General features: G+C 30.1%; 19 protein-coding genes, 1 tRNA gene and 1 riboswitch. Of the genes, 13 read left to right on the plus strand and 7 right to left on the minus strand.

Going from position 1 to position 23,585, the window contains the following annotated elements; translation table 11 throughout:
- Window positions 1–113: 113 nt before the first annotated feature.
- Window positions 114–2,627, minus strand: coding sequence for an AMP-binding protein (locus tag L988_RS04375; RefSeq protein WP_047381960.1), 2,514 nt, complete (start codon window positions 2,625–2,627; stop codon window positions 114–116).
- Window positions 2,628–2,770: 143 nt separating this feature from the next.
- Between L988_RS04375 and L988_RS04380 the strand changes: the two genes are divergently transcribed.
- Window positions 2,771–3,349 carry a nitroreductase family protein gene (locus L988_RS04380; protein WP_047381961.1) on the plus strand — a complete coding sequence of 193 codons (579 nt, stop codon included), beginning with the start codon at window positions 2,771–2,773 and terminating at the stop codon, window positions 3,347–3,349.
- Between the two features lie 12 nt (window positions 3,350–3,361).
- Window positions 3,362–4,048 carry an SIMPL domain-containing protein gene (locus L988_RS04385; protein WP_047381962.1) on the plus strand — a complete coding sequence of 229 codons (687 nt, stop codon included), beginning with the start codon at window positions 3,362–3,364 and terminating at the stop codon, window positions 4,046–4,048.
- A gap of 56 nt (window positions 4,049–4,104) precedes the next feature.
- Here L988_RS04385 and L988_RS04390 read toward each other — a convergent pair whose 3' ends face one another.
- From L988_RS04390 to htpX, 5 genes are all read right to left on the minus strand, one after another.
- Window positions 4,105–4,578, minus strand: a complete 474-nt coding sequence (locus L988_RS04390) for a DUF2628 domain-containing protein (protein WP_047381963.1) — start codon at window positions 4,576–4,578, stop codon at window positions 4,105–4,107.
- A 19-nt stretch (window positions 4,579–4,597) separates the two neighbouring features.
- On the minus strand, window positions 4,598–5,740 hold the full coding sequence (eis, locus tag L988_RS04395) for an enhanced intracellular survival protein Eis (protein WP_047381965.1): 1,143 nt from the start codon (window positions 5,738–5,740) through the stop codon (window positions 4,598–4,600).
- Between the two features lie 64 nt (window positions 5,741–5,804).
- Window positions 5,805–7,223, minus strand: coding sequence for a leucyl aminopeptidase (locus tag L988_RS04400; protein ID WP_047381966.1), 1,419 nt, complete (start codon window positions 7,221–7,223; stop codon window positions 5,805–5,807).
- A gap of 28 nt (window positions 7,224–7,251) precedes the next feature.
- Window positions 7,252–8,100 (minus strand): DUF2156 domain-containing protein, encoded by an 849-nt coding sequence (locus L988_RS04405; protein ID WP_047381967.1) that lies wholly within the window; start codon window positions 8,098–8,100, stop codon window positions 7,252–7,254.
- Between the two features lie 96 nt (window positions 8,101–8,196).
- The gene (gene htpX, locus L988_RS04410) at window positions 8,197–9,033 is read right to left on the minus strand and encodes a zinc metalloprotease HtpX (RefSeq protein WP_047381968.1); all 837 of its coding nucleotides are present in this window, start codon (window positions 9,031–9,033) and stop codon (window positions 8,197–8,199) included.
- A 130-nt stretch (window positions 9,034–9,163) separates the two neighbouring features.
- Here htpX and aroB point away from each other — a divergent pair, with 130 nt between their 5' ends.
- The 4 genes from aroB to selB all read left to right on the plus strand — a co-directional run bounded on the left by aroB (window position 9,164) and on the right by selB (window position 15,449).
- Window positions 9,164–11,143: a 3-dehydroquinate synthase gene (gene aroB / locus L988_RS04415; protein ID WP_052191684.1), complete on the plus strand. Its 1,980-nt coding sequence runs from the start codon at window positions 9,164–9,166 to the stop codon at window positions 11,141–11,143.
- Between the two features lie 94 nt (window positions 11,144–11,237).
- Window positions 11,238–12,215 (plus strand): selenide, water dikinase SelD, encoded by a 978-nt coding sequence (gene selD, locus L988_RS04420; RefSeq protein WP_197053376.1) that lies wholly within the window; start codon window positions 11,238–11,240, stop codon window positions 12,213–12,215.
- Between the two features lie 10 nt (window positions 12,216–12,225).
- A complete protein-coding gene (gene selA, locus L988_RS04425) occupies window positions 12,226–13,617 on the plus strand; it encodes an L-seryl-tRNA(Sec) selenium transferase (RefSeq protein ID WP_047381972.1) in 1,392 nt (463 codons plus the stop codon).
- Window positions 13,614–15,449 carry a selenocysteine-specific translation elongation factor gene (gene selB, locus L988_RS04430; RefSeq protein ID WP_047381974.1) on the plus strand — a complete coding sequence of 612 codons (1,836 nt, stop codon included), beginning with the start codon at window positions 13,614–13,616 and terminating at the stop codon, window positions 15,447–15,449. The genes selA and selB overlap by 4 nt, the downstream gene beginning before the upstream one ends.
- 39 nt (window positions 15,450–15,488) lie before the next feature.
- Here the strand turns inward: selB and L988_RS04435 are convergent, their stop codons facing one another.
- Window positions 15,489–16,913: an amino acid permease gene (locus L988_RS04435; protein WP_047381977.1), complete on the minus strand. Its 1,425-nt coding sequence runs from the start codon at window positions 16,911–16,913 to the stop codon at window positions 15,489–15,491.
- A gap of 170 nt (window positions 16,914–17,083) precedes the next feature.
- Here L988_RS04435 and yedF point away from each other — a divergent pair, with 170 nt between their 5' ends.
- From yedF to L988_RS04470, 7 genes are all read left to right on the plus strand, one after another.
- Complete coding sequence (yedF, locus tag L988_RS04440; protein ID WP_047381979.1) at window positions 17,084–17,671, plus strand: sulfurtransferase-like selenium metabolism protein YedF; 588 nt, start codon at window positions 17,084–17,086, stop codon at window positions 17,669–17,671.
- Window positions 17,671–17,946, plus strand: coding sequence for a DUF3343 domain-containing protein (locus L988_RS04445; protein WP_052191685.1), 276 nt, complete (start codon window positions 17,671–17,673; stop codon window positions 17,944–17,946). The genes yedF and L988_RS04445 overlap by 1 nt, the downstream gene beginning before the upstream one ends.
- Window positions 17,947–17,975: 29 nt before the next feature.
- Window positions 17,976–18,069, plus strand: a tRNA-Sec gene (locus L988_RS04450).
- 387 nt (window positions 18,070–18,456) lie between these two features.
- Window positions 18,457–18,554: riboswitch (purine riboswitch) on the plus strand.
- Between the two features lie 144 nt (window positions 18,555–18,698).
- Window positions 18,699–20,048 (plus strand): uracil-xanthine permease family protein, encoded by a 1,350-nt coding sequence (locus L988_RS04455; RefSeq protein ID WP_047381982.1) that lies wholly within the window; start codon window positions 18,699–18,701, stop codon window positions 20,046–20,048.
- Between the two features lie 28 nt (window positions 20,049–20,076).
- A complete protein-coding gene (locus L988_RS04460; protein WP_047381984.1) occupies window positions 20,077–20,871 on the plus strand; it encodes an FAD binding domain-containing protein in 795 nt (264 codons plus the stop codon).
- Window positions 20,871–21,335: a (2Fe-2S)-binding protein gene (locus tag L988_RS04465; protein WP_047381986.1), complete on the plus strand. Its 465-nt coding sequence runs from the start codon at window positions 20,871–20,873 to the stop codon at window positions 21,333–21,335. The genes L988_RS04460 and L988_RS04465 overlap by 1 nt, the downstream gene beginning before the upstream one ends.
- On the plus strand, window positions 21,322–23,574 hold the full coding sequence (locus L988_RS04470) for a xanthine dehydrogenase family protein molybdopterin-binding subunit (RefSeq protein WP_047381988.1): 2,253 nt from the start codon (window positions 21,322–21,324) through the stop codon (window positions 23,572–23,574). Before L988_RS04465 ends, L988_RS04470 begins: the two co-directional genes overlap by 14 nt.
- Window positions 23,575–23,585: the final 11 nt, after the last annotated feature.

The following is a 23,585-nucleotide window of genomic DNA, read 5'->3' on the forward strand; positions in this document are numbered from 1 at the left end:
GTGTTTTTTTAATCTCAGAATGATTATAACATACTTGTGTTATTATTTCAACTCAATGAAATAAGGAAAGCTGAGAGTATCTTTTTTCTCTCAGCTTTATATTTTATCTCTTATTATGAATTTAAGCTATTCATAATCTCTTGCTTTGTAAGTTTTAAAATCTCTTCAACCGTCTTATTTTCAGAAGATACTTTATCTAATATTGTTACACTCATTTTTCCTGAAGATGGTTTATTCTTTCCATACGGCATTAACTCATAAGCCCCTTTTATTGCAAATGGAACTACTGGAATATTCAACTCTTTTGACAATATTGCAAATGTCTTTTTAAATTCTTGAATCTCTCCATCTCTAGTTCTTGCTCCTTCTGGGAATATAACTAAATTTTTACCCTCTTTTAAAACTTTTGCTGCTATCTTCAATGTTTCTTTTAGATTTTTATTCATATCAACTAATATTACATTTCCATTTTGCGCTAAATATTTTTTCACTTTTCCTTCGAAATGAATATTTATTGCTAAGAAATATGTATTTTTCAGAATATCCTTTGGTAAAGTTTGACTAAAGGCAAATGCATCTAACATACTTTGATGATTTCCAACATATATAACTGGTGAGCTACCTTGAAGTTTACTCGTATCCTTTTCTAATTTTATATAATGAGTAAATAACGGTTTTAAGATATTTGTAATTGGTACGACAACCTTTGAAGTTGGCATATCTAACTCAACTGGTTCATCAAATATCTTTTTCCAATTTACTTCACCCTCTTCAAAATTTCCACCCTTCTCTCTTACGAACTGACATAACGCTTCTACTGTTTTTATTCTTGCAAAATCCTCCTCTGCTATAGTTACTCCAAATGTATTCTGAATATATGTTATAATCTCAACTATATCCAAAGAATCCAACCCTAAATCAATTTCTAAATGAGATTCTGGTATTATATGTGCATCATCATGCAAAGTATTTATAAATTTAGAAATCTGTTTAAACTCTTCTGTATTTATCTCCTTTGAAGTTGATATTTTTTTCTCAACAGTTTTTGAAGGCGCAATTTCATCTTCTGATCCCTCGATTTTCGCAGTCACTCCAGCTACTAAATCTTTTAACATAAATCTTCTTAATTTACCTAATTTTGTTTTTGGAAGTTCTTCTTTTACTACGACTATATCCAATATTTTTCTGTAAGCTGGAGCTGTTACATTATATTTATCAATAACCTCCCATTTAAGAGCATCTTTTGCATTTGCTATTCCTCTCTCCTCTAAAACTTTAAAGTTAGGATATACAATCGCTACCAAATGTTTATGGTACTCAGTTACTGCAACCTCTTCAATCAAATCTGTTTCTCTTATAATTTCAGCTTCTACATCTGATGGATTTATATTTTTTCCATTTGATAAAACTATCATCTCTTTTTTTCTTCCAATTATTTTTAAATGGTCTCCATCAAATTGCCCTAAATCTCCTGTATGGAACCATCCATCCTCATCTATAGCTTCTGCTGTCGCTTCAGGTTTATTATAATAGCCCTTCATTACGTTTCTACCCTTAACTACAATCTCTCCATCTGTTTCTAACTTTACTTTTACTCCAGGTAATGGCACTCCTACTGTTCCTGGAATAATATTATCTTTTCTATTAAAAGATATAATTGGTGATGTTTCTGTTAACCCATACCCTTCTAACATTTTAAATCCAAAGGCATTGAAGTCCTCGCATATCTCCTTATCTAACTTCGCTCCTCCTGAAACTAAAAAGTTTATATTTCCTCCGAAAGCCTCTTGAATTTTTTTAAATATTATTTTGTTTAATGGAATAATATTTAAAGATTTACAAATATTAAATAGTTTATAAGTAACTGGACTACTTTTTATTTTACCCATTATTCCCTTATGGAACATCTCCCATACTCTAGGGACTCCTATTACAATAGTGATTTTATATTTTTGTAAATTTCTTTTTATAGCTTCTGAAGAAAGTTCATCTAAAATAACAACAAAACATCCAAAATTCAAAGGCATCAATACTGTAAATGATAATGGTAATATGTGGTGAAACGGTAATAAAGCTAATAATCTATCTTCTGCCCCTACCATTTTTATCTCTTTAATTGCTTCAACATTAGACATTATATTATCAAATGTTAACATTACTCCTTTAGGGTTTCCTGTTGTTCCAGATGTATATAACATAACCGCTACTGCCTCTTTTTCCAGACACTCAATTGCTACATTTTCCATTCTTATCTCTTTTTTTATATCAATTTCATCTACATTTAAAATAATTATGTCAGAATTTGAATTTAACTTTGCTATATTTACAACCTCTATATTCTCATTAGACGTTATTATATACTTAGGATGAGAATCATTAAAAACATACTCCAATTGATCTGAATTATAACTAGCATCTAAATTTGTACACGTTCCTTTTTTATCCCACACACCTAAAACAGCAGCCATATATTCAGGTCTATTCTCCATGAACACAACAACCCTATCTTCTTTTTCTATGTTTAATAACTCAGAATATATTTTAGCCATTTTAATAAGTTCATAGTATGAATATTCTTTATCTTTATAAACTACTGCAGTTTTTTTTCTATCATATATAAAATTCATAAATTTCAATCCTCCCTATTTTGCTTAGAAATAATAACCTATTTTATAATAACTTACAGCAATTGTCTACTTTTTCCTCTTAGGATGTTGACTTTTTACTGTTTATGAAGTAGTATTGATTTAAAATGTTAAGGAGGTTTTTTATGTTAGATGAATTACTATTAAAGACTCGTTCTTATAGAACATTTGATTCAACAGAGATTGATTTTGACACTTTAGAAAAGATGATTAATGCTGCTAGATTAGGTGGCTCAGCTAGAAATAGTCAAACATTAAGATATACTCTTGTAAACTCTGCAAGCTTATGTCACAAAATATTTCCACATACAGCTTGGGCAGGAGCAATCCCTTGGAGCCCTACTTTAGAAGAGGGACCTAAAGCCTACATCCTTATTAGTAGCTTAAAGGATTCTCCTTTACCTCCGATTACTTTAGGAATGGATATTGGAATCGCTTCGCAAAATATTCTCTTAAAAGCAACTGAGCTTAATTTAGGAGGATGTTTAATTGGTTCTTTTAATAAGATGGAAATTCCTAAAATCCTTGATTTAGACCTTGAGAAATACTCTCCTCAAATTCTTGTAGCTTTAGGTAAACCTACAGATAGAGTAGTTCTTACTGAAGGAAATGAAGATAATTTAAAATATCATAGAGATTTAGAAAATAATATTCATTATGTTCCTAAATTATCATTAAAAAATTTAATATTAAAAAAATTCTAGGAGGTTTTAATCATGAAAAAGATAGTAACTTCTATTTTCATTTTAGCATCTTCTGTAGTTCTTGCTAATGATACTCCGACAATATCCGTTACAGGAACAGGAACTGTCTCTGGAAAACCAGATACATTTTCACTTATAGCTACCGTTGAAACTTCTGATAAAGAATCTAAAACAGCTATAACTGAAAACACAAATATCATCAACAACACAATAAAGCTTCTAAAGAAAGCTGGACTAAAAGATAGTAACCTAAAAACCGAAAATTATACTTTAAATTATAGAACTGACTACAATACAAACAGCAATTCTAATAACGATATGAAATATTTTGTTAGAAATCAAATAACAATAACAAGCAACGATTTGAAAAACGCAGGTGAAATTTTAACAGCTTTAAATAAAGGCGGAGTAAATAATATTGGAGAAGTAAATTTTTATATTGCAGATAGAAAAGAGCTTGAAAATAACGCTTATAAATTAGCTTATGAGGATGCAAAATCTAAAGCTTCTTTAATTGCAAACTTAGAAAATTTAAAAATAACTCCTAAAAATATCGATTTAAACTTCAATTCACCTAGACCACTTCCATTTATGCTCAATGGAACATTCAAAGGTGATAGTGCTCCAATTCCAGTAACTGTTCCAAGTAACATCGAAGTTACTGCCAGTTTAAACGTCACTTTCTATATGGAGAAATAATTTTAATTCAAATTTAATAAAGCTAGACAAGTTTTAGTCACCTTGTCTAGCTCTTTTTAACTTTGATAATATAAAGTAATCCCCAAATAAAAATCCAATAAAACTTGAAATATTATCCCTAAAAATACTATTAAGGAAACACCCAATAAACTTGTCCCACAATCTTTATCTTCGGGTTCAAACTCACACTTTTCAAGAATTTTTTTTGCTCTGTTATAATATATATCATTTGCTTTAAAACCTAAAAAAATTCTAATTACAAGGGTTAATAACATTCCTCCCATGTAAAACTTAGTTTTTATAAGAACCAAAAATGTCAATAGATTTATTGAAATATTTATTGTCAACAAGACAAATGCCCAATCATACATTTTTCTATAAGCAAACCACAGAGCTTCAAATAAAAATGCAGCGAAATTAAATTTTATTTTGTCACTTCTCCAAGTTTCTAAATAATATTTTGAACTCCCTCTTACAAAATCCTCTAAACTTCCGAGGTGTTTATCTACATAGTCTATCCTACTCTCCATGGCCCCTCCTTAAAAATAATTAAAAGTCTTGGTTAAAATAGTTTATTCTCTTCTTAAATATTCTACTTAACATCTCCTCTTTATCCTTATTTTTTATATAAAAACTTTCTATTTTTTTTAAAGAGTTAAAATCTCTAAATCCATAAGCCATGACTGTGAAATCTCTTATGCTTAAACTTATATCAAATTCACCTTCTGTTTTTTCTACATTATTTTTTCTTACTTTATATACCCCTGTATTTTCATGTATGTAGTTATCTTGAATATAAATAGTTAAGTCTTCACCATCAAACATCTCCTTTGAAAGCCTATTTAAAGTCTTTTCAACTCTTAAAATTCTAACTTGAATTTTATTCTTCGAAGTTTTTCTTATTTGGTTTTCACTTTTAAAGTAATCTTCTAAATATGTGTTTTCAGGTAATATGATTTTAATTTCATCTGCGTAATCCTTATATCCATAAACAACCGATAGTAGTGTTTCTAACGCAGCTTTCTCTTTAAATAAAAGCTCTTTTATAAATATACTCTCATCTCTGAGTATACTCATATACCCATTTATTTTCCCACTTATATCATAACTTAGATAAACATTTCCCTCTTCACAAAATATCTCTGATAAAATATTTTTATAGTCATCTTTCTCTCTAGCCACACTTATGTAAAACTCTTTTGTAATCTCTCTATAAAATTCTTTTAAATCTATTAAAAGTTTTTCATCATAATTCTCTTCTGAAATTTTTTGAACTCTAAACTCTTTTTTCATATCTTCTAGTTTAAAAAAAGGTAGATTATACATCGAAAGTTTTGATATAAATCCAAATCCAAATCTCTCATAGATATTTTTATCGATTGGAGTCAAATATATAAACTCTTCTCCATATTCATAAGCTTCTTTCATGGTTTTTAAAAGAAGAGATTTCATAACTCCCTCTCCTCTTTTTTCTGGCGTTACCCCAACCCCAACAAGATAACGTCCTAAAAACCTATCTCTATCTATGGATAAATGATAATAGTTTTGATATAACATACCTACTAATATCTCATTTTCTAGGGCTACATTTGTAGTTTTCTCTTTATAAATCCTCTCAAAATACCAATTTATGTATTCAATTTCATCACAAAAAAGATCTCTCCACATTTTTTTCAATTGATTTTCTATCATGAAAATTTCACCACCTATAAAATTAAAGGTGAGCATAACTTTCTTATCTCACCTTTTAAAATTTTTATCTATTTTTTACATAAGAATATAAAGCTTTTACTCCTACACCTGTTGCACCTTTTTTAAGCCATTTAACACTACTATTAAATGAAGTTCCCGCTATATCCATATGTATCCATGGTAATCCTTCAGCAAATCCTTCTAAGAATTTAGCCGCTGTTACAGAACCTCCCATTCTTCCACCTGTATGCTTGACATCTGCAACTGTAGATTTTAATTGTTCTGCATACTCCTCAAATAATGGCATTCTCCAAACTTTTTCTCCATGGATTTCACTTGCCTTTTCTATCATATTATATTTCTCATCACAATTTGAGAATACTCCTGTAGTTAAACTTCCTAAGGCTACCATTATCGCTCCAGTTAGTGTTGCTATATCTACAATCTCAGTAACCTTTTCATTTCTTACAGCATAAGTTATTGCATCCGCTAAAGCTAATCTTCCTTCTGCATCTGTATTTATAATCTCTACTGTTTTTCCATTCATTGATTTTATAATATCTCCAGGTCTATAAGCATTTTCATTTATGGCATTTTCACAAGCTGGAACAATCGCTATAACATCTCTCTCCACTTTTCCTGCTGCAATAGCACACATAGCACCTATAACAGAGGCTGCTCCTGCCATATCGCTTTTCATTTCAAACATAGAGTCTGCTGGTTTTATACAAAGACCCCCTGTATCATAAGTTAACCCTTTTCCTATCAATCCTATTCTTTCATTCTTGTCTTTTCCATTTAAATATCTCATCACTATTAATCTAGGTTTTGTTATTGAAGCTCTTCCAACAGCTAATAGTAGATTCATATCTAATCTCTCTATATCATTTTCATCTAAGATCTCTACTTCAAATCCGTATACAGCTCCTAACTCAACTACTTTTTGTGCTAAAGTAACTGGATTAATAACATTTGCTGGTTGATCAACTAAATCTCTCGCTATATCCGTAGCTTCTCCTAATAGAACAGTTTCTGAAATGTTTTTTTCCTCTCCTGAGATGAATAATTCTACTTGTAATTTTTTAGCTTTCTTCTCTTTGAACGAATCAAATGAATAGTTAACATTAGATACTATCTCTCCTAAGATTTCATAATTTGTAAGAATAGTTTTATCTGAAGATATTAAAATAGAACCTTTCTCTTTAGATAAGAAATCAAACATCACTTCTCTATAGATATCAAGGCTAAATTCATCCTCTTTTCCCATTCCAAGAAAAGCCATTGAAATCAGATACTCTCCCTCTAAAAAATCTACTTTTAATAACTCGCCTTTTTTCCCTGTAAACTCTTTTTTATCTATCAACTTCTTTATTAATTCCCTATTCCCTGCCGAGATATGCTCACAAATCTCCACTTCACCTTCAAATGTTAAAGCAACATTTAAATCATAACTTTTCCCTATCTTATTAATAACGTTAAACATAAATTACCTCCTCAGCTCTTGTATTATCTTACATACTATATTTTTTTAAAAATTTAATCGGTTGATATGACAATTTAGCCTCTCTCAAACCTAAGCTTCCAAAGTCATCCTCTCTATTTAAAAATTCAACATCTGGAAACTCCTCTCTAGCAAGAAGCATATTTATCATCTGATAACTTCCCATATATTCAAAGTCTCCCTTCTCTATATGAACGACACCCATATTTTCTGTTAACTTCTCACCAATTGCATAAGCTACAATCCTGTTATCTACCTTTAAAACTCCACCTCTCAACTTCAGTTTCTCATAGTTATTTAAAACTCCTTCAATTCCTAGAGTTTCAGATAAAATTATCTCATCATCTTTTCTATTTTCACTCCATTTTTGTTGAAAAGCTCTAACCTCTTCAATATTACTATCTGAAATTTTTTCATATGTATACTCATATGTTTTTATAAATTTATTTACTTTATTTTTTTTCGAAGAAAATTTTCTTCCTTTTAAAAATGCTAAATCTTCTCTTAGATAGATATAATCAAATGAATCTCTCTCCTCTTTCAATTCAAAATCACCTTCTAAAAACTGTGCATACTCCTCAGGAATAAATACTAGTTTTCCATTTTGGTTTTTTATCCATTTAACTGCATCTATTATTTTTTTCTGATTTCTCTCTCTAGAAATTGGTGCAAAGTAATACTCTTTTCCTTCGTAATAACCTCTTATATAAAGAACATCATCTTGAATTGCGTATTCTATATTTTCGCTAAAACTCCATAAATAAAAATTTGTAAAGTTTAGATCTGATGTCTCAAATCTATTTTCTAAAAATTCATTAATTTCAGCTCTACTTTCTGTTAACAATCTCTTCCAGTTCATTATTCTACACCGCCTTTATATACTATTGAAAGTATATAACAATATCTCATCTGTTGTCAAATAAAAAGAGCCAGATTTAAATCTAGCTCAAACTTATTAATTCATCTCTTCTAATCTTCTTATTCTTTCTGCTGTACTTGGATGCGTACTAAATAAATTAGCCATCTTATTTCCAGCTAGTGGTGATACAATAAACATATTTTCTGTTGCCGGTGCTGCATCCATTGGAATTCTTGTTGAGTATGATTCCAACTTTCTTAAAGCATTAGCTAGATATCTTGGATGTCCCGCTACTTTTGCTCCAAACTTATCAGCTTTATACTCTCTACTTCTTGAAATAGCCATCTGGATCATCATTGCTGCTAATGGTGCGAAAATACTTATCGCTAAGAGACCAAAAATTCCACCATGATTATCATCATCATCTCTTCTTCCACCACCAAAAATTGCAGCCCATTTTGCCATGTTAGCCATATAAGCAATAGCTCCAGCTAATGTCGCAGCTACACTTTGAATTAGTATATCTCTATTTGATACATGGCCTAACTCGTGACCTATAACTCCTGCTAGCTCATTATCATTCATCAATTCTACCAATCCTCTTGTAACAGCAACTGCTGCATGGTGCGGATTTCTTCCTGTTGCAAATGCATTCGGCTGACTTTCGTTTATCATATAGACCTTGGGCATAGGTAATCCTGCACTTTCAGCTAATTTTTTAGTTATCCAATATACTTTATGATTCTCTGGTAACTCTTGTGCTCTATACATAGATAAAACAATTCTATCACTAAACCAATATGATACAAAATTCATTACTCCTGCAAAAACTAAAGCGATTGTCATTCCATTTCTTCCACCTATAGCTCCACCTATAAATAGCAATAGGAAAGTCATTACTAGCATTAATATAAATGTTTTAAATCCTTGCATTTTTAACCTCCAGATTCTTTTTGACTTTTCTATAAAATACCATACTTTTTATATTTTGTAAATTTGCTTTTTTTTAATAAAAATATTATACTTTATATAGTGTAACAACAAAAAAGAAAAGGAGAGTTCTATGAAAAATTTAGTTATGAAAACCTCTATAAATTCATACGACATTCTTATTGGACAAAATACAATAAATAGACTTAATGAGTTTACTGAAAATTACGACAAAATACTACTTTTAACAAATAAAACTATCGGAGATTTATATGCTCATAAAGTTTTATCTAATCTACCAAAAAAGAAAACCTATACATATAAAATTGAAGATGGTGAGATTCATAAAAATATGGATACCACTATGGAGATATATTCATTTTTAATAGAAAATAATTTTTCTAGAAACTCTTTAATCATCTGTGTCGGTGGTGGAGTTATCTGTGATTTAGGTGGTTTTATCGCCTCTACATTTATGAGAGGTCTAGATTTTTTACAAGTTCCAACATCTTTATTGGCACAGGTTGATGCTAGTATTGGTGGAAAGGTTGCTATTAATCATCCACTTGGAAAAAATTTAATCGGTGCTTTTAAACAGCCAATAGCTGTAATTATTGATATTGATTTTTTAAAAACACTTCCACAGTGTCAATTTAAATCTGGAATGGGAGAAGTTATAAAGCATAGCATAATTTCTACAGATAAATCTTATCAAAAATTCCTTATAGATTCATACCGAGAGATTCTAAAATTAAAGCCTGAAGTTTTAATTGAGATGATTTATGAATCTTGTAAAATTAAAAAAGATTTTGTTGAAAAAGATGAATTTGAAAAAGCCGATAGAGCATTTCTAAATCTTGGCCACACTTATGGACATGCACTAGAAACACTTTTTGACTATGAACACATGTCCCATGGTGAAGGGGTTGCAAAAGGAATTGTATTTGAACTTCAAATATCAAAACTTTTAGGTTTTACAACTGATGTATATATAAATTCTATCATTGAACTTTTTAAACTATATAGAATCGATTCAAATCCTATCTATATAGATGAAGAGATGTTAATCAATGTAATGAAAAAAGACAAAAAAAATAGTTATAGCAAAATTAAATTTATTATAGATAAAAATGGAGTTTTTGAAAATCTACCTGTTGAAAAAGATATTATTTTAGAAGCTAATAGACATTTCAAAAATAGGATTTTAAAAGGTGTTATCGATATTGGAACTAACTCATGTAGAATTTTTATTGCTGAAGTTGAGAAGTCTAATAATAAAATTGAGATAATAACTCCTATTTTTAAAGATTTAGAAGTTTCTAGATTAGGAAAAAATCTAAATCAAACTGGTGTATTATCTAAAGAATCTATTGAAAAAACTTATGAAATAATTAAAAAATTCAAAGAAAAATCTGATTCTATGGGAGTCACTGAACTTATCGCTTTTGCTACGGCCGCTACTAGAGAAGCTAGCAATGGAAGTATGTTTGTTCAAGGAATCAAAAATGAATTTGATATAAATACTCTTGTTATTCCTGGCGAGATCGAAGCGAAGTTAAGCTTCAACGGGAATAGCAATATATACAGAGAAAAAATTGCTACTATTGATGTCGGTGGTGGAAGTAGCGAAATAACTATTGGTAACTACAATGGAATAGATTATGTTAAAAGTTTTCCAATCGGAGTTGTAAAATTAACAGAGATGTTCTTTGCTGGTGAAAACTATAACGAAGAGACACTACTTTCAGCTCGTAACTATTTAAAAGGGTTTTTCAATGAATTGAGTAAATTTAGTCAAAATTCATTTAAAATCATTGGAGTGGCTGGAACAGTAACCACAAATGTCAGTATTGTCAAAAGGCTTCCTAAGTTTATAGAAAATGAAGTTAATGGCCATGTTCTTACTAAATTCGATTTAGAAGAAAATCTTTTCCTATTTTTAAGTAAAACTTTAGATGATAGAAAAAAGATAATTGGATTAGAGCCTAACAGAGCCGATGTGATTATTGCTGGAAATTTAATTTTATTGACACTTTTAGAAATTCTAAATAAATCTAGTATCACTGTTTCTACTGTTGATAATTTAGAAGGTGGTATGGTATTAAACATATAAATATGGTATAATTTAAAAATTCATTTTAATGATAGAGGAGGTTATAATGAAACTTTTATTAGATAGATGTTCAATCGGTGGTTGAGCGAGTAAAATAGGACCGGAGGTTCTTTCAAATTTATTAAAAAATCTTCCGAGTGTGGAAGATAAAAATCTTATTGTAGGATTTGAAAAATCTGATGATGCTGCTATATATAAATTAACAGATGATATAGCTTTAATACAAACTTTAGATTTTTTCACTCCTATGATTGACGACCCGTATATATTCGGGCAAATCGCTGCTGCGAACTCTTTAAGTGATGTCTATGCGATGGGCGGAGAACCTAGAACCGCAATGAATATCGTTTGTTTCCCTGAAAAGGAAAATATTGAAATCTTAGGTGAGATTTTAAGAGGAGGAGCAGAAAAAATAGCTGAATCAGGAGCTGTTCTAAGTGGTGGACACTCTATTCACGATCCTGAAATAAAGTATGGATTATCTGTAACTGGCTTAGTACATCCAGATAAAGTTTTTAAAAACTACGGTTCTGAAGATGGGGATGTTTTAATTATTACAAAACCTTTAGGAACTGGTATTATATCAACAGCTACAAAAGTGGAAACTTTATCTGAAGATGTAAGAGAAGAGTGGATTGAAGTTATGACTACTTTAAATAAATACTCTGCTGAGATCATTAAGAACTATCCTGTTTCTGCATGTACAGATATCACAGGATTTGGATTCTTAGGTCATGCTTACGAAATGGCTGTCGCATCAGAAAAAACATTTACTTTAGAACAGGAACTTATTCCATATATTGATATTGCAAAAGATTTTGCTAAAGAGTTCTATATAAACTCTATGGGACAAAAAAATAGAAACTACTTAAACAATAAAGTAGATATATCCTCTGTTCCATTCTGGCTACAAGAGATTATGTTAGATCCACAAACATCTGGTGGACTACTATTTTCTCTTCCTTCAAAATATGCTGCAGAAGTTATGCAAAAACTAAATAACTTAAAAATAAAATCAGCTTTAATTGGAACTGTTGATAAATTTACTGGAAAATATATTGTAGTTAGATAAGGGGAAAATTATGAATAACAAACAAACTCTTTTAAGAAACCTACCAAAAGTAGATAAAATAATTGATCTACTTAAAGAGAAAGAGTTTTTTAAAGATAAACCATATAAAGAAATTTATGATGCTGTAAATGAAAGCATTAATCTTTTCAGAAAAAATATTTTAAATGAAACTATCTCTAGCTATTCATTAGATGATATAGAGATTGAGATTACTAAATCATTATCAAAAAATTTAGAATTCAACTTAAAAAGAGTTATAAATGGAACTGGAACTATTCTACATACAAATTTAGGTAGAGCTCTATTTTCTAAAGAACTAATTGATCATCTAGCTAATTCACTTGCTGGATACAGTAACTTAGAGTTCGATCTAAAGACTGGTGAAAGAGGAAGCAGATATTCTCATGTTGAAGACCTTATAGCCAAGGTAACTGGAGCTGAAGCAGCTCTTGTTGTTAATAACAATGCTGCTGCTGTTATGTTGTGTTTAAATGAATTTAGTAAAAACACTGAGGTTGTTATTTCAAGAGGAGAACTTGTTGAAGTTGGTGGTTCTTTTAGAATTCCAGATATTATGGAATTATCTAACGCTAAGTTAGTTGAAATTGGAACTACAAATAGAACTCATCTTATCGACTATGAAAAAGCTATAAATGAAAACACATCTATGCTTTTGAAAGTACATACATCGAACTACCATATCTCCGGATTTACCAAATCTGTTAGCAATAAAGAGATTGCTGATTTAGCAAAAGATAAAAACATAATCTCTATGGAAGATTTAGGTAGTGGTGTACTTGTTGATTTTTCGAAATATGGAATAAAAAAAGAACCGACTATTTTTGATTCTATCCAATCAGGAATGGATCTAATAACTTTTAGTGGCGACAAACTTCTTGGTGGTCCTCAATGTGGAGTTATTATAGGTAAAAAATCTTTAATCGATAGACTTAAAAAAAATCAATTTTTAAGAGCTTTTAGAGTTTGTAAAATGACTATAACAGCTCTTGAGTTTGTTTTTAAACAATATTGTGATGAAAAAGTGGCTGTTGAAAAAAATCCTACTTTAAATAGAATCTTAGAACCTCTAGAAAACGTTTTAGATAGAGCCAATATTTTAAAAAGTCTATTAGAAACTCTTAACATTGATTGCGACATCATCAAAACTTCTGCAATTATTGGTGGAGGTTCAATGCCTGATGCAAGTATTGAAAGTTATGGTGTTCTTATAAAATCTCTAGATTCTGTGCAATTGAATAGGTTTTTCTTAAAAGCTTCTACACCAATCGTAGGTAGAATTCAAAATGATCACTTTATTATAGATTTAAAAACTATTCACAGTGATGAGTACTCAATTATTTTAAATAGTTTTAAAGTTTTTTTAGAAAGTAGAAGTTTATGAGAAACTGGGTTATAGGAACTGCTGGTCATATTGATCACGGTAAAACAACTTTAGTAAAAATGTTAACAGATATAGATACTGATAATTCAAAAGAGGAAAAAGAAAGGGGCATGACCATTGATCTTGGTTTTGCCCCTCTCCTTACACCTGATGGAAAAACTATAAGCATAATTGACGTTCCTGGACATGAAAAATTTATAAAAAATATGGTTGCTGGAGCTAAAGGAATTGATTTTGTTCTTTTTCTTATTGCTGCTGATGATGGAATTATGCCACAAACTATTGAACATAAAGAGATTTTAAAATTATTAGGAGTTGAACACGGAATTATCGTTTTATCAAAAAGAGATTTAGTCAATGACTCTAGAGTTTCAGAACTCAAAGCTGAAATATCTCAAACTTTTTCAGATGGTTACTTTAATAATTTTCCAATTATTGAAGTTAGTTCAAAAGATTCTCAAACCTTTAAAACTCTTTATAACTTAATTATATCTGAATTAAGTTTATTCGAAACCTCTAAACAATCTACTTCGGAGAGTTCTGATTTCTTCAGATTGGATATCGATAAAATCTATTCTCCTAAAGGAATTGGAACTATTGTTAGTGGGACCTCTATTGGAAATATTCGAAAAGGTGATATTTTAACTATTTTTCCACAAGGGCAAAAAGTTAAAATTAAAGGAATTCAAGTTCATGGAAAAGATGTCGAACAAGTTTTCTCTCATCAAAGATGTGCTCTGAATATTAGTAATATAAATGCAAAAGATGTTAAAAGAGGGGCGATTCTTAGTAACGGTTCTATTATTTATACAAAAATATTAGATGTCTTATTCTCTAAAATATATAATGGTGAAACTCCAAAGAATAATACAAAAATAAGATTAAATATAGGAACTGCTGAATATTACGGTAAGCTAAAATATCTTAAAGATGAATATTCAGATTCTATTTTCTTTCAATTAATAATGGATGAGTATATCTGTGTTGACTTTGACGATATTGGAATATTAAGGAGCCTTTCTCAGTCTACATTATTAGGTAGTATTCGTATTTTAAACCCAAATGCTGTTCCAACTAAAAAAAATAATTTAAAATATCTCAAAAAGTTAAACTATTTTTTAAATAAAAAAATCAATTTCTCTGAATATCTTTTAGATGAAGGTTTTTTCGTTTCAATTCAAAGTCTAAAAAAAGAGTTTAATTTAAAAGAGATAGATCTTTCGAAAGAAAAAGATATCCTTTTATTTCATGATGAAGATCTATTGATTCATAAAAATAATTTTGAAAAAATAAAGTCAAACATATCTCTTTACCTAGAGAATTTCCACAAACAGAATCCTCTAAGTCTTGGAGTATCTTCAGCCACTATTAACAGTATCTTTTTTAATAATCTAAATATAATTAAACTTTTTCCAGAATATTTTAAAGAGGTTAATGGATTCGTTTCTTTGGAAAGTTTTAAAGTTAAATTATCTAAAGACGAAAAAAATATGAAAGATGAAATTTATTCTATTTTAAAAAAAGAAAAATTTAATGGCATTAACAAGAATAAATTAAATGACCTCTTTAAGAATAAATTGTTTAAAGATATTTTCATATATCTTTTAAAAAATAATTTTATAATAGAGATTGGCGAGATTTTTATTTTAAATGGTTTTTATAAAGAAGCTTTAACTCAATTAAATCTCTTTTTCAATAACAATGACAAAATTACTCTTGCTCAATTTAAAGATCTTTTAGGCTGTAGTCGAAAAATTGCTTTAATATATCTTGAAGAATTTGATCATAATAAAATAACTAAAAAAATAGATGATTATAGAGTTTTACTATAATTAAAAAAACAAAGGGTAGTATAATACTACCCTCTGTTTTTACTTATTTCTATTCTCTTTTGCTTTATGACTCTTCTCACTTAGATACTTAATTGATATTCCAATTAACATAAACATCAATAAACCACCATAATATAATTTAATTTTTTCCATCTGTTGAAGAACTGGAACAGTAAAATTATATCCTGCAAAAATAAATGCTATAAATGTCATCGCTGATACTGAAATTCCAGCAAATATTGATAATGTATCATTTTTAGAAATTTGGAATGGTGATTTAATCCCTTTCTTTCTAAAGAATATGTAACTTATTCCCAAACAGAAGTATGGAACTATCAATGCCATTGTTGTCATATCATAAACTCTATAATATAACTCTCCTGCTGCCTCTCCTCCGAAAATCGTTAAAGCTATAAATAAAAATGCTAATATTGTTTGGAATACTAAAGCGTTTATTAAAATTCCTGTTTTCTCAGATTTTTTAGTTAACCAATCCGGGAATGTTCCTTCTGGTGCCTCACTGAATACTCCCGCTGCTAATGATGTACTCCATAAAATCAATGCCACCAATGTTATCAACGTGTATGCTAACCCCATCAGTTTAACAAACCACATTCCTAGTCCAATTTTATCTCCCATAAATTTAAATCCTGCTAAAACTGCATTTATTAAAGATATTTTCGAAAAATCTTCTTGAGTTCCAAACGCTGAAACAGAAATGATTCCAATCACATAAAGAGCTCCTATTAAAAGTGATGCTATTAATAATCCTTTTACAAAATTTTTCTCAGGTTCTTTTACTTGATTTACATATGGACCTACAACTTCTCCTCCTCCAAATGCAAATAGTATCCAAGAGAATGACCCCAAGGCTTTTGCTAGCTCTGTTTTAGAAGATACATCTATCGTAAACATATCAACTGTTAACTCAGTCGCACTTCCACCTGTCATATGTAGATATACTCCCGCTAATAAAAATATTAAAACTGTAAATAAAGAGATATATCCAACTGGTTTTGATAAAGCCCCTATTGCTTTCTGATATTTAACTCCAATAACCAATGATATAACTAATGCTACAAGTGATAACAACGCTGTCTCTGAATTTGACATGTTAGCATCACCAAATAATCCAAAACTTAAATATGTAGGTACTCTTGTTGCTAGTGTTGGTAGATAAAATATATTTGCTATAAAATATGACCATATCGCAAAATATGCCATTTTCTTTCCTAATCCAATCTCTATCCATGAGTATATTCCACTTGTTCTATCTTTAGCATAAGATCCAAATTCAGCCATTATCAAACATAGTGGTAAGAAGTAAAAAACAATTCCGATAACTAACATCGTGGCGGAAGACATTCCTACTTCTTTAAAATTATTGGCAATATTTCCAAATCCAAATACTCCTAAGAATATCATCATTACTAAAGATGATACAGATAGATATTTCTTGTTCATTCTCAACTCCTTATTTTTTATATTATCTTTTAAAAACAGCCTTTATAGTACCATCTTTTACATCAAAAATCAACGATTTTATTTCACTAAGTTTCTTAATTTAAAAGTATAATTTTTGTTTTAAATATTGTATAATTAAACGTATATAAATAATTATGAGGAGGAGTTTTATGATAAAAGTTAATGCAATTGGGCAAACTTGTCCTATGCCAGTTATTATGACTAAAAACGCTTTAAAAAATATAACAGAAGGTACTATCGAAATATCTGTCGACAATAAAATCTCTAAAGAAAATATTGAAAAATTCTCTAAAGAGATGGGATATTCTTTTTCTTCTAAAAGTGAAGGCGATATCTTTTTAATCCAAATAGAAAAAAAATCTTCACTTTTAAATGTAAATGAATCTGTTAAATTAGAAAATGATGATACTGTTATTGTTATAGCTTCTGACAAAATGGGAGATGGGGATTCAGCACTAGGAGAAACACTTATGAAAGGATTTATCTACACCCTTACAGAGATGGAAAATCTTCCTAAAGCTATTCTCTTCTATAACAGAGGTGTATTTTTAACAGCTTCAAATGAATCAACTATAAAAGATTTAAAAACTTTAGAGGAAAGAGGAGTCGAAATTTTATCTTGTGGAGCTTGTCTTAATTTCTATCATTTAGAAACATCTTTAGGTACTGGTTCAGTAACTAACATGTATAATATTATAGAACAACAAATAAAAGCTAAAAAGGTGATTAGACCATAATGAATATTGAAAAATTTTTAATTATAACCTTTGATTCTACTCATTTAGTTATGAAAATTGAGAAATTTTTACTTGAAGCTGGAGTTTCTGTACAAATAATTCCACTTCCTGGAGAATTAAAGTCTAGTTGTGGATTTTCTATTAAAGCTGAAATAGAAGATATACATAAAATAATTTCACTTTTTAAAGAAAATGATATTGAAGAGAATATATACAGTATCTATCTTTGTGAAAAAATTGGTTTTAAAAAAACTTTTTCCCCTTTTAATTTTTAATTTTTTATGCTATAATAATTTTATAAATTGGAAGCGGGTGAGCTACTGGTGTACTCAGCAGTCTTCAAAACTGTCTTGGCGAGTCAAATCGCTGGTAGGTTCGATTCCTACACGCTTCCGCCAATTTAAAAAATTTCAGCCTCACTAAATAGTGAGGCTTTTTTTATTACAATAAATTATATAAAAAAAGAAGACCCTGGGAATGGTCTTCATTTTTTTGACTAATTTTTTGGTTGGCGTAAATAACAACATTTACACCGTATTGTATTATATAACTGTTTGTTTGTCAAACTTTTTATATTAAATATTTTGTAAACCTTGAAGTTTGTTTATTGTATATAAAAAATTAGAATCCTCTATATGTTAAAAAATGGTTGAATTATTTATGAATTTATGGTATTATCTCTCATAAATAAACGTTCTTAAATTCACTAATTTTCATTAAATTTTATTTTAAAATTACACTTTAAGAGCAATATTATTAAGTTAATAAATACCCTTGATAAACTCAAGGGAAATTAAAGAATTACTCATATATATCCGTAATACGGTCGGAAGTTTCTACGGCTAACCTTAAATTAGCCACTATGGGTGAATTAAATAGATTTCTTATCTAACTATTTTAGATTATCTATTTTTCACTTGTAGAAGATGAAAAAAGATAATCTTTTTTTATTTTCTATAAATATAGTTTAATCCAACTATATATTGAGTAAAATTCACAAAAAAGAATTTTAGGAGGATTATCAAAAATGGAAAAAAACAGATCACCTTATCACTTAGATGGAGTACCTGAACTAAAAACGGCTTTACCTTTAGGATTACAGCACATACTTGCTATGTTCGTTAGTAATATCACACCTATCATTATAGTTGCTGGAGTTCTTGGACTTTCATCTGAACAAAAAACACTTCTTATTCAGGCTTCTATGTTTGTTGCCGGTTTAAACACTTTAATTCAAGCTTACACTCTTGGACCTATTGGTGCTAGATTACCAATCGTTGTTGGAACAAGCTTTGCTTTCGTCCCTGTTGCAATATCTATCGGAACTAGATATGGTTTTGAAGGAGTTCTTGGAGCCGCTTTAATTGGTGGATTATTTGAAGGACTTTTAGGTTTAATTATTAAAAGAGTCAGAAAATTCTTCCCACCTATCGTTACTGGTGTTGTTGTTCTTTCGATAGGATTATCTCTTTTACCAGTTGGAGTAAAAAGTTTTGCTGGTGGTGTAGGTGCCCCTGATTTCGGATCTTTAGAAAATCTATTAATTGGAACTATCGTTCTTATCACTGTTGTATTCTTCAAACAATTTACAAAAGGAATTTTAAGTACTGGATCTATTTTTATTGGAACTATTGTTGGATTTATCGTTGCTTTACTTCTTGGAAAAGTGGATTTACAACCTCTTGTTCAAGCTGACTATTTAACAGTACCTAGACCTTTAATGTTTGGATTTGCATTCCATCTTGATGCAATATTAGCTATGATTTTAATGTTTATTGTTTCTGCTGTTGAAACTGTTGGAGATATGTCTGGAGTTACTATGGGTGGAGCTGGAAGAGAAACTACTGATAAAGAATTATCTGGTGGAATTCTTGCAGATGGACTTGGAAGTGCTTTAGCTGCTGTATTCTCAGTTTTACCTACGACTTCTTTCAGTCAAAATACAGGTATCATTGCAATGACTGGTATCATGAGTAGATTCGTAGTTGCAACTGGTGCGATGTTCTTAGTTGTTGGGGCTTTCATTCCAAAAATTGGAGCTTTATTTACTATAATCCCAGCTAGTGTTATCGGTGGAAGCTTAGTTATGGTATTTGCTATGATATCTATCAGTGGAATAAACTTAATCACAAAAGAACCATTAAAAAATAGAAATTCTGTTATCTTAGCTGTTTCTTTAGGTCTTGGATATGGACTTGGAAATGTTCCTGAAGCTCTTACTATTTTCCCTGAAAGTATTAAACTTATATTTGGAGGATCTGGAATTGTTGTTTCTGGTACAATAGCTGTTTTATTAAATATTATCCTACCTCTTGAAAGTGAAGAAACTGAAAAGAGTACAGTTGAGAATATTTCAGTTGCAAAAAAAGCTGTATAAATAAATTAGATTAATTGGAGGTTTTAAATTGTTTTCTTTTTCAAAATTTTTCCTAGCATCTTCCATTGAAGAAGCATATTCAGAACTTGTAAAAAATAAAAAAAATATTATTCTTGGTGGAACTTCATATTTAAGAATGGGAAATACTGCTTGGAATGTTGCTATTGATTTATCTAATCTAAATTTAAACTATATTTTAGAAGATGAAGAAACTATATCTATAGGAGCTATGACAACTTTTAGAAACCTTGAGACTAACTCACTTTTAAAAGAATATTTTGGTGATATCTTTTTAACTGCTTTAAAAGATATTATTGGTGTTCAATTTAGAAGTAACATAACTGTTGGAGCAACAGTTTTTAGTAAATATGGTTTCTCTGATTTAATACCTGTGTTACTATCTTTAAATGCTAAAATAAAACTATTCAATGGTGGAGTTTTATCTTTAGAGGACTTTTTAAACGAGAAAGAGATTAGAAAAGATATTTTAGTTGAAATTATTATTCCTAAAAAAATCTCTAAAACATCTTTCCAATGTGTTAGAAAAAGTAAAACAGATTATTCTGTTGTTAACTTAGCTATCTCTTACTCAGAGAATAAAATAACTATTGCAGTTGGTTCAAGACCTGGTAAAGCTATGTTAGCTCAAAAAACTATGGATATTTTAAACAATAGTGAAAATATTGAAAAAGACATCATTAATGCTATTAAATATATTGGAGATGAAATTCCTTTAGATTCAAATATGAGAGGTTCTAAGACATATAGAGAACTTCTCTTAACAGCATTACTTAAAAAAGGAATTCAGGAGGTTTTAAATTAATGTTATTGACAACTACTATAAATGGTAGAAGAAAAGAGATTCTTATTAAAGATGACGACTACCTACTTGATGTTTTAAGAAAAGAGGGATACCTAAGTGTTAAAAGAGGGTGTGACACTGGAGCTTGTGGACTTTGTACAGTTCTTTTAAATGGATCACCTATACTTTCTTGTAGCACTCTTGCTGCTAGAGCTGCGGGGAAACAGATTTCTACAATAGAACATTTCCCTGTAGAAGCTAAAAAATTTGCCTCTTTCATGACAACTGAGGGTGCTGAGCAATGTGGTTTTTGTTCTCCTGGATTTACTTTAACAGTACTTGCTATGACTAAAGAGTTAACTAATCCAACTGATGACGAAATTATGCACTATTTAAATGGAAACCTTTGTAGATGTAGTGGATATGTGTCTCAACTTAGAGCTATCAAAAACTTTATGGAGGAGATGAATAATGAAAATTGTTAATACATCTGTTAGAAAAGTAGATGGAATGGGTGTTGTTACAGGAAATCCTGCTTATACAGAAGATCTAATTCTAAATAACAATGTTCTGACTATAAAGCTACTTAGATCTCCTCATGCTTTTGCAAAAATTAAAGCTATTGATGTTTCGATAGCTTTAAAAGTTCCTGGTGTTGAAGCTATTTACACTCATGAAGATACACCTAAAACTAGATTTACTTTAGCTGGACAAAGCTTCCCTGAACCATCTCCATACGATAGAAGAATTCTTGATGAGTATGTTAGATATGTAGGCGACCCTGTTGCTATAATAGCTGCTGAAGATGAAAGAGCTGCTGAAAAAGCTATGAAATTAATTAAAGTTCAATACGAGGTTTTAGAACCAATTTTAGATTTTGAAAAAGCTATCGATTCTCATATCTTAGTTCACCCTGAAGAGGTTCACACTAACTTTGAAATTGGATATGAAAGAGAAAGAAATATAGCTGCTAAAGCTTACGCTGAAAAGCCTGGAGTAGATGATGGATTTTTACAAAGTGATATCATCCTTGAAAGAACCTACTACACTCAGCCTCAGATGCATGCTATGATGGAAACTTATAGATCATACAGCTACTTCGATGTAAATGGAAGACTTACAACAGTAAGTTCTACACAAATTCCATTCCATGTAAGAAGACATCTTGCTAGAGCACTAGAGATGCCTTCAAGCAAATTAAGAGTTATCAAACCTAGAATAGGTGGTGGATTTGGTGGAAAACAAACAGCTGTTTGTGAAATTTACTCAGCTTTTGTTACTTTAAAAACTGGTAAACCATCTAAGATTATATATAATAGAAAAGAAACTCATACTTGTACAACTACAAGACACGGTATGAGATTGGATGTAAAAATTGGTGCAGACTTAGAAGGAAATATCAAGGCTATTGATATCAAAGCTCTTTCTAATGCTGGTGCTTACGGAGAACATGCTCCTACGGTTACATCTCTTGTATCATATAAAACTTTCCCACTTTATGATACTGTTCCAATGAGATTTAATGCTAATATAGTTTACTCTAACACTATGAATGCTGGTGCTTTTAGAGGATATGGAGCTACTCAAGGAACATTTGCTGTTGAATCTATTATCAATGAGTTAGCTCATGAGCTTAACATAGATCCTACAGTTATTAGAATGAAGAATTTAGTTGAACCTGCTGAAGGGAAATATATTACAAGTGGAGATATTAAAAAATGTATCGAAATTGGTAAAGAAAACTTTAATTGGGAAGAGAGAGTTATTCCTAGAGAAGTAGCACCTAATAAAGTTAGAGCTGCTGGAATGGCTGTTACTATGCAAGGATCTGGAATTGCTGGAGTAGATACTGCTGCTGCAACTATTAAACTTGGAGATAGAGGAGATTTCAATCTGATGATTGGAGTTACTGATATGGGACAAGGATGTGATACGGTTCTTACACAAATGGCTGCTGAAATTTTAGATGTTCCTATGGATAGAGTTGCAATTCATTCAGCTGATACAGATTTATCTCCATATGATCCAGGAGCATATGCTTCAAGTGGAACTTATGTTACAGGAAATGCTGTTATTATAGCTGCTAATAAAATGAAAGAAGAGATTCTTAAAGGCGCTGCAAAAATGTTCAATACCGACATAAATGAAATTGAGTACCTTGGAACTGATTTAAAAGTTGGAGACAAGATTATCTCTTTAGAAGAGTTTGCACAGCGTTCAATCTCGTTTGAAGGAATGAATCAAATTACAACTACTGGAACTTGGGGAGGAGAAACTTCGCCACCGCCTTTCATCGCTGGTTTTGCCGAAGTTGAAGTGGATACTCTAACTGGAGAAGTTGAAGTTATTGATTACCTTTCTGTTGTTGATTGTGGAACTCCTATAAATCCTAACTTAGTTAAAGTTCAAGTTGAAGGAGGGGCATCTCAAGGAATTGGACTTGCTCTTTTCGAAGATATAAAGTATGATAAAAAAGGAAGAGTTATTTCTGACTCTCTGATGCAATATAAAATACCATCAAGACTTGATTGTAAAAGTATAAGAGTAGAAATTTCAAGCTCTTATGAAAAAACAGGACCTTTCGGAGCAAAATCTGTTGGTGAGGTTGTTGTTAATACTCCTGCTCCTGCTATTGCAGATGCTGTTTATAACGCAACTAAAGTTAGAGTAAGATCTTTACCTGTAACATCTGAAAAAGTTCTTATGGGAATATTTAACTTATAACTTCAAAAATT

Origin of the sequence: Cetobacterium sp. ZWU0022, assembly GCF_000800875.1 — a bacterium.
Lineage (GTDB): Bacteria > Fusobacteriota > Fusobacteriia > Fusobacteriales > Fusobacteriaceae > Cetobacterium_A.